This window comes from Streptomyces sp. NPDC085932 (assembly GCF_044540525.1).
Taxonomy (GTDB): Bacteria; Actinomycetota; Actinomycetes; order Streptomycetales; family Streptomycetaceae; genus Streptomyces; species Streptomyces levis.
Map to the genome: position 1 here is coordinate 1,143,619 of NZ_JBITSJ010000002.1, position 14,214 is coordinate 1,157,832.

The 14,214-nt window shown below is 72.0% G+C and carries 10 protein-coding genes; 7 read left to right on the forward strand and 3 right to left on the reverse strand.

All coding sequences use genetic code 11. The features are described 5' to 3' along the window. The first annotated feature begins 25 nt into the window (after nt 1-25). Nucleotides 26-1,144: a DivIVA domain-containing protein gene (locus ACIGAQ_RS14310; RefSeq protein ID WP_362280483.1), complete on the forward strand. Its 1,119-nt coding sequence runs from the start codon at nt 26-28 to the stop codon at nt 1,142-1,144. Nucleotides 1,145-1,358: 214 nt separating this feature from the next. Here ACIGAQ_RS14310 and ileS read toward each other — a convergent pair whose 3' ends face one another. Then, complete coding sequence (gene ileS / locus ACIGAQ_RS14315; RefSeq protein WP_399782508.1) at nt 1,359-4,502, reverse strand: isoleucine--tRNA ligase; 3,144 nt, start codon at nt 4,500-4,502, stop codon at nt 1,359-1,361. 609 nt (nt 4,503-5,111) lie between these two features. Here ileS and ACIGAQ_RS14320 point away from each other — a divergent pair. The 5 genes from ACIGAQ_RS14320 to ACIGAQ_RS14340 all read left to right on the forward strand — a co-directional run bounded on the left by ACIGAQ_RS14320 (nt 5,112) and on the right by ACIGAQ_RS14340 (nt 10,193). Then, entirely contained in the window at nt 5,112-6,275 is a 1,164-nt protein-coding gene (locus ACIGAQ_RS14320; RefSeq protein WP_399782511.1) for a TraR/DksA C4-type zinc finger protein, read from the forward strand. A gap of 88 nt (nt 6,276-6,363) precedes the next feature. Further along, the gene (gene lspA / locus ACIGAQ_RS14325) at nt 6,364-7,038 is read left to right on the forward strand and encodes a signal peptidase II (RefSeq protein ID WP_399782514.1); all 675 of its coding nucleotides are present in this window, start codon (nt 6,364-6,366) and stop codon (nt 7,036-7,038) included. A 61-nt stretch (nt 7,039-7,099) separates the two neighbouring features. Further along, complete coding sequence (locus ACIGAQ_RS14330) at nt 7,100-8,044, forward strand: RluA family pseudouridine synthase (protein ID WP_094052517.1); 945 nt, start codon at nt 7,100-7,102, stop codon at nt 8,042-8,044. Beyond that, nucleotides 8,041-8,511 carry a GNAT family N-acetyltransferase gene (locus ACIGAQ_RS14335; RefSeq protein WP_399782518.1) on the forward strand — a complete coding sequence of 157 codons (471 nt, stop codon included), beginning with the start codon at nt 8,041-8,043 and terminating at the stop codon, nt 8,509-8,511. The genes ACIGAQ_RS14330 and ACIGAQ_RS14335 overlap by 4 nt, the downstream gene beginning before the upstream one ends. A 95-nt stretch (nt 8,512-8,606) precedes the next feature. Then, nucleotides 8,607-10,193, forward strand: a complete 1,587-nt coding sequence (locus ACIGAQ_RS14340; protein ID WP_311687677.1) for a Na+/H+ antiporter — start codon at nt 8,607-8,609, stop codon at nt 10,191-10,193. Between the two features lie 340 nt (nt 10,194-10,533). Here the strand turns inward: ACIGAQ_RS14340 and ACIGAQ_RS14345 are convergent, their stop codons facing one another. After that, nucleotides 10,534-11,676: a mechanosensitive ion channel domain-containing protein gene (locus ACIGAQ_RS14345; protein ID WP_362280497.1), complete on the reverse strand. Its 1,143-nt coding sequence runs from the start codon at nt 11,674-11,676 to the stop codon at nt 10,534-10,536. A gap of 107 nt (nt 11,677-11,783) precedes the next feature. Between ACIGAQ_RS14345 and ACIGAQ_RS14350 the strand changes: the two genes are divergently transcribed. Further along, entirely contained in the window at nt 11,784-12,353 is a 570-nt protein-coding gene (locus ACIGAQ_RS14350; RefSeq protein WP_311687681.1) for a dienelactone hydrolase family protein, read from the forward strand. Between the two features lie 128 nt (nt 12,354-12,481). On the opposite strand, the gene ACIGAQ_RS14355 is transcribed toward ACIGAQ_RS14350, so the two are convergent. After that, nucleotides 12,482-14,152 (reverse strand): alkaline phosphatase D family protein, encoded by a 1,671-nt coding sequence (locus tag ACIGAQ_RS14355; RefSeq protein WP_399782523.1) that lies wholly within the window; start codon nt 14,150-14,152, stop codon nt 12,482-12,484. Nucleotides 14,153-14,214: the final 62 nt, after the last annotated feature.

Consider the following 14,214-nt stretch of genomic DNA (forward strand, 5'->3'; position numbering starts at 1 on the left):
CCGACGACTACGTTGAGGTGAAGAGATGCCGTTGACCCCCGAGGACGTGCGGAACAAGCAGTTCACGACCGTCCGCCTCCGAGAAGGCTATGACGAGGACGAGGTCGATGCCTTCCTCGATGAGGTCGAAGCCGAACTGACCCGCCTGCTCCGCGAGAACGAGGACCTGCGCGCCAAACTGGCCGCGGCCACGCGCGCTGCTGCGCAGAACCAGCAGAACATGCGCAAGCCGCCGGAGCAGGACCAGCAGCAGCAACAGCAGCAGCAGGGCATGCGCGGTCCGGGTGGTCCCGTACCCGCCGGCATATCGGGCCCGCCGCAGCAGCAGATGGGTGGCCCCATGGGTGGTCCGCCCCAGCTGCCGAGCGGTGCCCCGCAGCTGCCCGCCGGTCCCGGCGGTCAGGGTGGTCCCCAGGGTCCTGGTGGTCCCGGTCCGATGGGCCAGGGTCCGGGTCCGATGGGTCAGCCCCCGATGCAGCAGCAGATGGGTGGTCCGATGGGCGGCCCCATGGGCGGTCCGATGGGCGGCCCCGGTCAGGGCCCCGGCGGCGACAGCGCCGCCCGTGTCCTCTCGCTGGCCCAGCAGACCGCCGACCAGGCGATCGCCGAGGCCCGTTCCGAAGCCAACAAGATCGTCGGCGAGGCGCGTTCGCGTGCCGAGGGTCTGGAGCGTGACGCCCGAGCCAAGGCCGACGCCCTGGAGCGGGACGCGCAGGAGAAGCACCGCGTCGCGATGGGCTCCCTGGAGTCCGCCCGCGCCACGCTGGAGCGCAAGGTCGAGGACCTGCGCGGCTTCGAGCGCGAGTACCGCACGCGCCTGAAGTCGTACCTGGAGTCGCAGCTGCGCCAGCTGGAGACCCAGGCCGACGACTCGCTGGCGCCGCCGCGTACTCCCGCGACCGCGTCCCTCCCGCCGTCCCCGGCGCCCTCCATGGCACCGGCCGGCGCGAGCGCCCCGTCCTACGGTGGCAACCAGACGATGGGCGGCCCCCCCTCGCCGTCCGCTCCGTCCTACGGTGGCCAGCAGCAGATGTCCCCGGCGATGACCCAGCCGATGGCGCCGGTGCGTCCGCAGGGCCCGTCGCCGATGGGCCAGGCGCCCTCGCCCATGCGGGGCTTCCTGATCGACGAGGACGACAACTGACGGCCTGATGGCCAGTAGTACGACGTAGGCGTCGGCAGCGTTCAGGGCGAGGCCCCGGGTTCACCCCCGGGGCCTCGCCCTTTGCCATGCCTGTTCGTGTCCGTGCGACGGTGTTCGTGCGAACGTGTCGGCGGTCGTGCGTACGCAACGCCGAAGGCCCGGACCCGCCAAGATCTTTGGCAGGGCCGGGCCTTCGGCAGGCGGGGCCTGGTGGTTACGCCTTGCGCAGGCGGAACGTCAGGGTCAGGCCCTCGTCGGTGAAGGGCTCGCCGTAGCCGCCGTCCGCCTCGCCCTGGGCGAAGTCCGTGGCGAGGACCTCGTCGGCGATCAGGCCGGCGTGGTCGGTGAGGGCCGCGACCGTCGCCGCGTCCGTCGCCGTCCAGCGCAGTGCGATGCGGTCGGCCACGTCGAGGCCGCTGTTCTTGCGGGCCTCCTGGATCAGGCGGATGGCGTCACGGGCGAGGCCCGCACGGCGCAGCTCCTCCGTGATCTCCAGGTCCAGGGCGACCGTCGCGCCCGCGTCGGACGCCACCGACCAGCCCTCGCGCGGGGTCTCGGTGATGATGACCTCGTCGGGAGCCAGCGTGATGGTCTCGCCCTCGACCTCCACCGACGCCGTTCCCTCGCGCAGGGCCAGGGACAGGGCGGCCGCGTCCGCGTTCGCGACGGCCTTGGCGACGTCCTGGACGCGCTTGCCGAACCGCTTGCCGAGCGCGCGGAAGTTGGCCTTCGCGGTGGTGTCCACCAGGGATCCGCCGACCTCGCTGAGCGTCGCCAGGGACTCGACGTTCAGCTCCTCCGTGATCTGCGCGCGCAGTTCGGTGTCCAGCGTCTCGAAGCCGGTCGCCGCGATCAGGGCGCGGGAGAGCGGCTGACGCGTCTTGACGCCCGACTCCGCGCGCGTGGCCCGGCCCAGCTCGACCAGGCGGCGCACCAGCACCATCTGCTTCGACAGCTCCGGGTCGATGGCGGTGAGGTCCGCCTCCGGCCAGGACGACAGGTGGACCGACTCCGGAGCACCCGGGGTGACCGGGACGATCAGGTCCTGCCAGACCCGCTCGGTGATGAACGGGGTCAGCGGGGCCATGAGCTGCGTCACGGTCCGGACGACCTCGTGCAGCGTGCGCAGCGCCGCCTTGTCGCCCTGCCAGAAGCGGCGGCGGGAGCGGCGCACGTACCAGTTGGACAGGTCGTCGACGAACGCGGACAGCAGCTTGCCGGCGCGCTGGGTGTCGTAGGCGTCCAGCGCCTGGGTGACCTGGTCGGTCAGCGCGTGCAGTTCGGACAGCAGCCAGCGGTCCAGGACGGGGCGGTCGGCCGGGGCCGGGTCGGCCTCGGACGGGGCCCAGCCGGCCGTACGGGCGTACAGGGCCTGGAAGGCGACCGTGTTCCAGTACGTCAGGAGCGTCTTGCGGACGACCTCCTGGATCGTGGTGTGGCCCACGCGGCGGGCCGCCCACGGTGAGCCGCCGGCCGCCATGAACCAGCGGACCGCGTCGGCTCCGTGCTGGTCCATCAGCGGGATCGGCTGCAGGATGTTGCCCAGGTGCTTGGACATCTTGCGGCCGTCCTCGGCGAGGATGTGACCGAGGCAGACCACGTTCTCGTACGACGACTTGTCGAAGACGAGCGTGCCGACCGCCATCAGCGTGTAGAACCAGCCGCGGGTCTGGTCGATGGCCTCGCAGATGAACTGCGCCGGGTAGCGGGCCTCGAACAGTTCCTTGTTCTTGTACGGGTAGCCCCACTGCGCGAACGGCATCGAGCCCGAGTCGTACCAGGCGTCGATCACCTCGGGCACGCGCGTGGCCGTCTTGCCGCAACCGCCCTGCGGGCAGGCGAAGGTGACCTCGTCGATGAACGGGCGGTGCGGGTCCAGGTTCGACTGGTCCGTGCCGGTCAGCTCGGTCAGCTCGGTGAGGGAGCCGACGCAGGTGAGGTGGTCGTCCTCGCAGCGCCAGATGGGCAGCGGGGTGCCCCAGTAGCGGTTGCGGGACAGCGCCCAGTCGATGTTGTTGTTGAGCCAGTCGCCGTAGCGGCCGTTCTTGACCGTGTCCGGGAACCAGTTGGTGTTCTCGTTCTCCGCGAGGAGGCGGTCCTTGATGGCCGTGGTGCGGATGTACCAGGACGGCTGGGCGTAGTAGAGCAGCGCGGTGTGGCAGCGCCAGCAGTGCGGGTAGCTGTGCTCGTACGGGATGTGCCGGAAGAGCAGGCCGCGCTCGTCGAGGTCGGCGGTGAGCTTCTCGTCGGCCTTTTTGAAGAAGACGCCGCCGACCAGGGGGACGTCCTCCTCGAAGGTGCCGTCCGGGCGGACCGGGTTGACCACGGGCAGGCCGTAGGAGCGGCAGACCTTGAGGTCGTCCTCACCGAAGGCGGGGGACTGGTGGACCAGACCCGTGCCGTCCTCGGTGGTGACGTACTCGGCGTTGACGACGAAGTGCGCCGGCTCCGGGAACTCGACGAGCTCGAAGGGGCGCCGGTAGGTCCAGCGCTCCATCTCGGCGCCCGTGAAGGTCTGCCCGGTGCTCTCCCAGCCCTCGCCGAGGGCCTTGGCGAGCAGCGGCTCGGCGACGACGAGCTTCTCCTCGCCGTCGGTGGCGACGACGTAGGTGACCTCGGGGTGCGCCGCGACCGCCGTGTTGGAGACCAGCGTCCAGGGCGTGGTCGTCCACACCAGGAGCGCCGCCTCGCCGGCGAGCGGGCCGGAGGTGAGCGGGAAGCGGACGTAGACGGACGGGTCGACGACCGTCTCGTAGCCCTGGGCCAGCTCGTGGTCGGACAGGCCCGTGCCGCAGCGGGGGCACCAGGGGGCGACGCGGTGGTCCTGGACCAGCAGGCCCTTGTCGAAGATCTCCTTCAGTGACCACCAGACGGACTCGATGTACTCGGGGTCCATCGTGCGGTACGGGTCGTTCAGGTCGGTCCAGTAGCCCATGCGGGTCGTGAGCTCTTCGAAGGCGTCCGTGTGCCGGGTCACCGACTCGCGGCACTTCTCGTTGAATTCGGCGATGCCGTACGCCTCGATGTCCTGCTTGCCGGAGAAGCCGAGCTCCTTCTCGACGGCGAGCTCCACGGGCAGGCCGTGACAGTCCCAGCCGGCCTTACGGGCCACGTGGTAGCCGCGCATGGTGCGGAAGCGGGGGAAGACGTCCTTGAAGACGCGGGCCTCGATGTGGTGGGCGCCGGGCATGCCGTTGGCGGTGGGCGGGCCCTCGTAGAACACCCACTCGGGGCGGCCCTCGGACTGCTCCAGGCTCTTGGCGAAGATCTTCTGCTCGCGCCAGAAGTCGAGCACGGCGTGCTCGAGGGCGGGCAGGTCGACCTGGGCGGGTACCTGGCGATACGTCGGCGATGTCATCAGCGGGCTTCCTCCGGCGGACTTGCTGCCTTCCGTCCGGAGGGACGAGAGCTACGTCTGCCTGCGCCGCCTTCGGCGCGCTCCCGCGGTACCACCCTCCTTGGCCCTCCGGCACGGGGTGTGCGCCGGTGAGCCCCCTCATTGGGGTCGCGATGCCGGTTCTACCGGCCGCTGCGCTCGGCTGCGGCTTTCTTCCGGCGGCTCCGGGGTGATCTTCACGTCGCGCTCGCCCCCGGGCTCACACCGTCCCCGGGTCGCTCTGGGCTGCGTACGCCGCTACTCGTCCCCATCCACGCTTTTCGCTCCGCCCAGTGTACGGCGCCGGGCGGACCGCGGCCGACCGCTTTTCCGGGAGGCGGCTGCGGGGTCGGCCGGAGGTGGCTTATGGGTTTGATGACCTGAATGGGGTGGTATGGGTGTTCGGATCCTGGGACGTCCGGCTCGGCGGATTACCGGACGGGGAGCTGGGCACAACGGATGCAGGTTCGCCGCGCGGCGTGCGCGAGCGGGCGAATCGGGCGGTGTGCCCCGTTGCCGCGGGACTCGAGTCGATTTATCGTCCCAGCACGATTCGCGAGCAAGATCACAATATGTGAAGGGGCCGCGGCCATGGTGGCGAAGAAGACCGCCGTACAGCAGCCGGCGTCCGGCAGGCCGGGGAAGGCCTCCGGCGGTGCGGCCAAGGGCGTGGGCGGGAAGAAGTCCACGCAGGGGGGCTCGGCGGGGCGGGCGGTGAAGGGGGCGGTGGAGAAGGAGGCCGGGGGCACGAAGGCCGCGGTCGGGAAGACGAAGGCGGCGGCCGAGAAGGCGACGGGCGGGACGACGGCTCCGAGGAAGGCCGCCGAGGCGAGGGCCGCTGCGGAGAAGGCCCCTCTCGCGGAGGGCGCTCCCCCGGAGGCCGTTGCCGGGAAGAAGGCCGGCTCGAAGAAGGCCACCTCGATGGCCGCTGTCGGTGAGGCGGCCTCGGTCGCGGGTGCCGGGGAGGCCGCCCCGGCGAAGGAGGCGGCGGGCGGCGGGAGGTCCGGCAGGAAAGCAGGCGCCAAGAAGGCCGTGGCGGGGAAGGCTCCGGCCAGGAAGGACGTCGGCGGCAAGGGGAGGGCCGGTGCGGCAGGGGCCGTGAAGAAGGGTGCCGAAGGCGTGGCCGGGCAGGGCGCCGGAGGCGGGAGCACCACCAGGAGGAGCGCGGCCGGCGCGGGCACCGCCCGGACCGGCGCGGTCACACAGGACAAGGCCGGGAGCAGCACGGCCGAGAAGGCGGGCGCGGCCGAGGCCGCGACGCAGACGGGAGCGACGACGGTGGGTGCGAAGAAGACTCCTGGCACGGCCACGGCGGCGAAAACCGCCGTTCCGAAGGCCCGGGCGGGCGTGGTGGAGCCCGGTGAGCTCGCGGTGCGCCCGGGGGAGGACCCCTGGACGGAGGAGGAGGTCGAGGAGGCCAGGTCCGAGCTGATGTCCGAGGAGGCGCGGCTGCGTGAGGAGATCAGCTCGTCGGAGCGGTCGCTCGCGGGCCTGATGCGCGACTCGGGGGACGGCGCGGGCCACGACGAGGCGGACACCGGCAGCAAGAACATCACGCGCGAGCACGAGCTGGCCCTGGCCGCCAACGCACGCGAGATGCTCGACCAGACCGAGCGCGCCCTGGACCGCCTCGACTCCGGCACCTACGGCCTGTGCGAGAACTGCGGCAACCCCATCGGCAAGGCCCGGATGCAGGCCTTCCCGCGGGCCACGCTGTGCGTGGAGTGCAAGCAGAAGCAGGAGCGCCGGTACTGACCCCCGCCGAATGCCTCCTGAGCACGTGCGTCGCGCGGGGTGTGACGTACCCTCGTGCTCAGTCAGGCACCTAGGTTGAGGGACTCACGTGGCAGAGGCGGAGCGCATCATCGGTACGCCGGACACACCGGACGCGGCCGGGGACGGACGGGAACGGCCCGGTTCCGAGGACACGGGCGCGCGGGCCGGCGAGTCCGGTACCGCACCGACGGGTCCGGCGGCCGCCGGGGCGTCCGGCACCGGCGAGCCGGAGACCGCGGCCGGTCCCGCCCCCCGGGGCAGGCGCCGGATCGCGGTGCTCTTCGCGGTGGCCCTGTTCGCCTACGCCCTCGACCTGATCAGCAAGCTGATCGTGGTGGCCAAGCTGGAGCACCACCCGCCGATCGAGATCATCGGCGACTGGCTGAAGTTCGAGGCGATCCGCAACGCGGGCGCGGCCTTCGGCTTCGGCGAGGCCTTCACCGTGATCTTCACGGTGATCGCGGCGGCGGTGATCGTGGTGATCGCCCGCCTCGCCCGCAAGCTCTACAGCCTGCCCTGGGCGATCGCGCTCGGCCTGCTGCTCGGCGGTGCGCTGGGCAACCTCACCGACCGGATCTTCCGGGCCCCCGGCGTCTTCGAGGGCGCGGTCGTGGACTTCATCGCGCCCAAGCACTTCGCGGTGTTCAACCTGGCCGACTCGGCGATCGTGTGCGGCGGCATCCTGATCGTGCTGCTGTCCTTCAAGGGACTCGACCCGGACGGGACCGTCCACAAGGACTGAGCGGGCGGGGTTGTCCACAGGCGCGTACGGGGGTACCGGGCCCGTCCGGCATACTCGACGGGTGAGCACGCTTCCCGAGATCCGTACCCTGCCCGTGCCCGACGGCCTGGAGGGCGAGCGCGTCGACGCCGCCATCTCCCGCATGTTCGGCTTCTCCCGTACCAAGGCGGCCGAGCTCGCCGCCGCGGGGAAGGTCACGGTCGACGGGTCGGTGGTCGGCAAGTCGGAGCGGGTGCACGGCGGGGCCTGGCTGGAGGTCGAGATGCCACAGGCGCCCGCGCCGGTGCAGGTGGTGGCCGAGCCGGTCGAGGGCATGGAGATCGTGCACGACGACGATGACGTGGTGGTCATCGTCAAGCCGGTCGGTGTGGCCGCGCACCCGTCGCCGGGCTGGACCGGGCCGACCGTCATCGGCGGCCTCGCCGCCGCCGGGTACCGCATCTCGACGTCCGGCGCCGCCGAGCGCCAGGGCATCGTGCACCGGCTGGACGTCGGCACGTCGGGGCTGATGGTCGTGGCCAAGTCGGAGTACGCGTACACGTCGCTGAAGCGCCAGTTCAAGGAGCGCACGGTCGACAAGCGGTACCACACGCTCGTCCAGGGCCACCCGGACCCGACCAGCGGCACGATCGACGCGCCCATCGGACGGCACCCGCAGCACGACTACAAGTGGGCCGTCACCGCCGAGGGCAAGCCGTCGGTCACGCACTACGACCTCATCGAGGCGTTCCGCGCCGCGTCCCTGCTCGACGTGAAGCTGGAGACCGGCCGCACCCACCAGATCCGCGTCCACATGGCCGCCCACCGGCACCCCTGCGTCGGCGACCTGACGTACGGCGCCGACCCGACGCTCGCCAAGCGGCTGCGGCTGACCCGCCAGTGGCTGCACGCGGTGCGGCTCGGCTTCGAGCACCCCGGGGACGGGCAGTGGGTGGAGTTCTCCTGCGACTACCCGGAGGACCTGCGGAACGCGCTGGAGCAGGTGCGGGAGGAGACGTACGCGTGAGCGAACCCGGATACGCGGTGCGGGTCGCCGAGGACCCGGCCGACCGTGAGGCGTGCTTCTCGGTGCGCAAGGAGGTCTTCGTCGGCGAGCAGGGCGTGCCGGAGGACCTGGAGTACGACGCGTACGACGCCGGGGCCGTCCACGTCCTGGCGGTCCGGGAGGACGGTGTGCCGCTCGGCACCGGGCGGCTGCTGGTCGGTGAGGCGGCCGTGGCGCAGACCGGGGCCGACCCGTCGGTGGGCTCCCTCGGCCGGCTGGCCGTGGCCGCTCACGCGCGCGGGCTCGGTGTCGGGGTCGCCCTGGTGCGGGCCATCGAGGACGCGGCACGCGCGCGCGGGCTCACGGCCGTGGACCTGCACGCCCAGACGCACGCGCTCGGCTTCTACGAGCGGCTCGGCTACGCGGCCTACGGGCCGGAATATCCGGAGGCCGGGATTCCGCATCAGGGGATGCGGCGTTCGCTCTAGTCCGCCGCGGCGAGTGCCGAAACGGTTTGCCACGGGCGTCGCGTGGCACGCTTGAGATCAGTCGTGTGACCGTCTGACCTCCCGGAGCGCTGACCGTGGATCAGTTGGCCCTGTTGTTCGTGCTGCTGCTCGGGGCCGTGATCAGCGTCCCGGTCGGGGACCGGCTCGGCGTGCCCGCGCCGGTGCTGATGACCCTGCTCGGCATAGTCCTCGCGCTGCTCGAGTTCGTCCCGAACGTCGACATCCCGCCGGACCTGATCCTGCCGCTGCTGCTGCCGCCCCTGCTCTACGCCGCCGTGCGGCGCACCTCGTGGCGGCAGTTCGCGGCGAACAAGAGACCCATCTTCCTGCTGGCCGTGGCGCTGGTGTTCGTGACCATGGCCTGTGTGGCCGCCGCGGCCGACGCGATCGTGCCGGGGCTGCCGCTCGCCGCGGCGTTCGCGCTCGGCGCGCTGGTGGCGCCGCCCGACCCCGTCGCGGCGACCGCCGTGGCCGGGCAGCTGGGACTGCCACGCCGGCTGGTGTCGATCCTGGAGGGCGAGGGGCTGTTCAACGACGTGACGGCCATCGTCCTGTACCACGTGGCCATCGCCGCCGCCGTGAGCGGGACGTTCTCGCCCTGGAAGGCCGGGCTCGACCTGGTGCTCTCGGCCGTCGTGGCGATCGCGGTGGGCCTCGCGCTCGGCTGGGGCGCGAACAAGCTGATGGAGCGGCTGGACGACGCGACACTGCAGATCGGGCTGACCCTGCTGGTGCCGTACGCCTCCTACGTGATGGCCGAGGAGCTGCACGGCTCCGGGGTGCTCGCCGTGCTCACCACCGCGCTGTTCCTCGCGGAGTACGGCTCCGACGCCGACGACGTCATGACGCGGCTGGCCGGGCACACGTTCTGGAACATCGTCGACACGCTCGTCACGGGCGTCGCGTTCGGGCTGGTCGGGCTGGAGCTGCACAACGCCATCCACACCGCGGCGGGCCGCTGGGGCCAGTTGCTCGGGTGGGCGGCGCTGGTGGTGTGCGTGGTCGTGTTCGTACGGCTGTTGTGGCTGCTGCCGGCGACCTGGCTGACCAAACGGCTGCACGCGCGGCGGGACTACGACGAGGACATCCCCGTGAGCTGGCGCGAGACGGTGGTGATGTGGTGGTCGGGGATGCGGGGGGTGGCCTCGGTCGCGCTGGTGCTGGCCATTCCGCTGGAGACGGACTCCGGGGCGCCGTTCCCCAACCGGGACGAGATCATCTTCATCGCCTTCGGGGTGATCATGGTGACGCTGGTGGTGCAGGGGCTGACGCTGCCGTGGCTGGTGCGGCGGCTCGGGGTGAAGGCCGACACGGACGCGGAGAAGGAGTTCGCCAAGGCCCTCGCGATCCGGGCGTCGAAGGCGGCGAAGCGGCGGCTGCGGGAGATCGAGGAGACCGAGGAGCTGCCCGAGGAGCTGTCCGAGCAGATGCTGCGGCGCGCGTTCGACATCGGGGTGCGGATCAGCCCGGAGGTGGCCGAGGACGAGCGGCGTGAGGCGCACCGGGAGCGGGCGCGGCAACTGAAGCGGATGCGGCGGATCCAGCAGGAGATGCTGAGCGCCGCGCGGCACGAGGTGCTGGCGGCGCGCAGTGAGCCGGGGGCGGATCCGGAGGTGGTGGACCGGGTGCTGCGCCATCTCGACGTGCGCAGTCTGCGGTGAGCCGCACCTGACCGCACCGCCCGTGACCGTCATCCGGCAGTCCGGACCCCCGTGGGGCGTGTGCGCCGCCGGCGGCGGACGGCCGGCCGGTGGCTGAGGGCGTCGCACACCGTCCGGGTCGGCGGAGCGTCGAGCGCGGTCGCCGAGGGCGTGTGCCGAGGGTCCGTGCAGGAGGGGGGGGGGGGGCGGGGGGGGGGGCGCCCCCCCCCCGGGGGGGGGGGGGGGGGGGGGGGGGGGGGGGGCGGGGGGGGGGGGGGGGGGGGGGGGGGGGGGGCCGGGCCCCCCGGGGGGGGCCCCCCCGGCCTCCTGTCGTTCTCGGGTCTGTTCGCCCCTGGGCGGATCAGCGTTCGGAGCGGGGGGAGCCGTGGTAGCGGCGCTGGACCGGGACGCCGTCCGGGGACGGCCGGTCCCCGTTGTGGGAGGGGTGCAGGCCCGTGCGGGACGGCGGCAGCACCGCGTCCGCCGTGTTGACCCGGGGCAGGGCGTACGGGTGCTCGTCGGCCAGCCAGCGGATCATCCGTTCGCGGACCGCGACCCGCACCGTCCAGATGTCGTCGGCGTCCTTGGCCGTCACCAGGGCCCGCACCTGCATGGTGTTCGGGGTGGTGTCCGTGACGGACAGGTCGTAGGCGCGGCCGTCCCAGGCCGGGCAGTCGCGCAGGATGTCGCGGAGCTTCTCGCGCATCGCGTCCACCGGGGCCGTGTGGTCCACGTGCCAGAAGACGATGCCGGTCATCTGCGGGGTCCCGCGCGACCAGTTCTCGAACGGCTTGGACGTGAAGTACGACACCGGCATGGTGATCCGGCGCTCGTCCCAGGTGCGGACGGCCAGGAACGTCAGCGTGATCTCCTCGACCGTGCCCCACTCGCCGTCCACGACCACGGTGTCCCCGATGCGCACCATGTCGCCGAAGGCGATCTGGAACCCGGCGAACATGTTGCTCAGGGTGGACTGGGCGGCGACACCGGCGACGATGCCGAGGATGCCGGCCGAGGCCAGCAGCGAGGCACCGGCCGCCTTGAACGCCGGGAAGGTCAGCAGCATGCTCGCCGCGGCCACCACGCCGACGATCGCGGACACCACCCGCATGATCAGTGTCACCTGGGTGCGCACCCGGCGGACCCGGGCCGGGTCACGGTGGGCCCGGCCGTGGGCGTACCGGCTGTACGACGTCTCGACGATCGCCGCCGCGATACGGATCACCAGCCAGGCGGTCGATCCGATCAGCACCAGGGTCAGCACCCGGCCGGCGGTCTCCTCGTTGCTCCGCAGCAGGTCCGCCTCGCGGTACGACCCTCTCAGCAGGGCGGCGCACAGCACGAGCTGGTACGGGATGCGGGCACGGCGGAGCAGACCCCACAGCGGGGTGTCGTGGTGCCGGTCGTCGGCCTTGCGCAGCAGGAAGTCGGTGGCCCAGCCGATCACCAGCGTGAGCACGACCGAGCCACCGACCACGATCAGCGGTCGTAGCAGGTTCTCCATGCCCCCGAACCTAACCGGCTCGCCGGGGGCATGAACATGTGACTTCGGCGGCGTCCTGGGTAGTGCCGCGATCCCGGCCCGTCACACCCGGCTGGCACCATGGCCTCATGAACATCATGCTCTTTCACTCGGCCTTCGGTCTGCGGCCCGCGGTGCGGCAGGCCGCTGACCGGCTGCGCTCGGCCGGTCACGAGGTGTGGACGCCCGACCTCTTCGAAGGGCACACGTTCGAGACGGTCGAGGAGGGCATGGAGCACAAGGAGAAGACCGGCAAGGAGGAACTGCTGAAGCGGGCCGTGCTGGCCGCCGCGCCCTACTCGGAGCGCGGGCTCGTGTACGCCGGCTTCTCCCTCGGCGCGTCCATCGCCCAGACCCTCGCCCTCGGCGACGACAAGGCCCGCGGCCTGCTGCTCCTGCACGGCACCTCGGACATCGCGCCCGGTGTGGCGGTGGACGGGCTGCCGGTCCAGCTGCACGTCGCGGAGCCGGACCCGTTCGAGACGGACGACTGGCTGAGCGCCTGGTACCTGCAGATGGGCCGCACGGGAGCCGACGTCGAGGTGTACCGGTACGCCGGGGCGGGCCACCTCTACACCGACCCGGACCTGCCGGACTACGACGCCGAGGCGGCCGAGGCCACCTGGCGGGTGGCGCTCGGCTTCCTCGACACGCTCTAGCGGGCGGTCAGCACTCCCCGAACCGCATGATCCCCGACGGGGTGGCGGTGGTGGAGCACGCGATCCGCAGGGTGGTGCCCCGCGGCTCGGTGCGGTACCGGTACGGCGGACTTCCGGTGCGACTCCGGTTACACCGGGTCGTACACGCGCTCCATCTTCTGCGTGCCGCTGCGCGTGCGGTACGAGCGCGACCACTTGGCCGTGGCGTCGCGCTTCGCCCGGTCGGAGATGACGTAGTAGTCCATCTGCGCCCGCTCGGCCGTGATGTCCAGCACGCCGAAGCCGTGGCGGTCGGTGTCGACCCAGTGGACGTGCCGGTTGGCCGCGCGGATCACCGGTGAGGCGACCGCGGAGACCGTGCCCTCGGGGACCTTCACGATGTCGTCGAGGTTGTCCGAGGTGACCGAGGTGACGACGAACTCCGTGGCGGCCGACGGCGAGAGCGGATACGTGCCCGCGTCCACGGGGACGTCGTTGGCCCAGGCCATGTGGATGTCGCCGGTGAGGAAGACCGTGTTGCGGATGGCGTGCGTGCGCAGGTGCGTCAGGATCTCGCGGCGGTCGTCGGTGTAGCCGTCCCACTGGTCGGTGTTGAGGGCGAGGCCCTCCTGCGGCAGGCCGAGCAGCTTCGCCAGCGGCTTGAGCAGGTCGGCGGAGAGCGAGCCGATGGCGAACGGCGAGATCATCACGGAGTTGCCGACCAGCCGCCAGGTGGTGTCGGACGACTGCAGGCCCGCCTTGAGCCAGTCGAGCTGGGCGCGGCCGGTGAGGGTGCGGTCCGGGTCGTCGACCTCACCGTTGCCGATCTTGACCTGCTGGGAGCGGAAGGTGCGCAGGTCCAGCAGCGAGAGGTCGGCCAGCTTGCCGAAGCGCAGCCGGCGGTAGGTGGTGCCGGCGATCGCCGGACGCACCGGCATCCACTCGAAGTAGGCCTGCTTGGCGGCGGCCTGGCGGGCGGACCAGACGCCCTCGGCGCCCTCCGTGTGGTTCTCGGCGCCGCCCGTCCAGGCGTCGTTGGCGAACTCGTGGTCGTCCCAGATCGCCACGACCGGGGCCGCCGCGTGCAGTGCCTGGAGGTCCGGGTCGGTCTTGTAACGGGCGTGCCGGGTGCGGTAGTCGGCGAGCGTGACGATCTCGTGCGCCGGGGCGTGCGGGCGGACGACCTTGCCGCGGGTACCGTACTCGCCGGTGCCGTACTCGTAGATGTAGTCGCCGAGGTGCAGCCAGGCGTCCAGGTCGCCGCGGGCCGCGAGGTGCCGGTACGGGGCGAAGTAGCCGGCCTCCCAGTTGGCGCAGGAGACCACGCCGAAGCGCAGGCCCGGGACGGCCGCGTCGTGCGCCGGGGCGGTGCGGGTGCGGGCGACGGGGGAGTCGGTGCCGCCGGCGGAGAAACGGAACCAGTAGTCGGTGCCCGGCTGCAGGCCGCGGATGTCGGCCTTCACGGTGTGGTCGGAGGCGGCGGTCGCGGTGGTGGAGCCCTTGGCGACGACGTTCGTGAACGCCTTGTCCAGGGCGACCGTCCAGCCGACCTCGGTGTCCGGACCGATCCCGGAGCCGGGTATCGCCTCCGGGACGGGCGTCACACGGGTCCACAGCAGGACGCCGTCCGGCAGCGGGTCGCCGGAGGCCACGCCGTGCAGGAAGGCGGGGGCCTGGTCGACGGCGCGCGCGGGCAGGTTCGCCGCCAGCGGCCCGGCCAGGACAGCAGTCGCCGCCGCGGCCTTGACGACCGTACGGCGGCGCGGGGTGAGGGAGTTGGGACCCTCGGACGTGTTCGATGATCTGTATCGACTGGTCACGAGCGATCAGGTTACTGGTCGGTATGCGCCGGAGCGGGCGAACTCCGGAAGTTCGCCCGCTC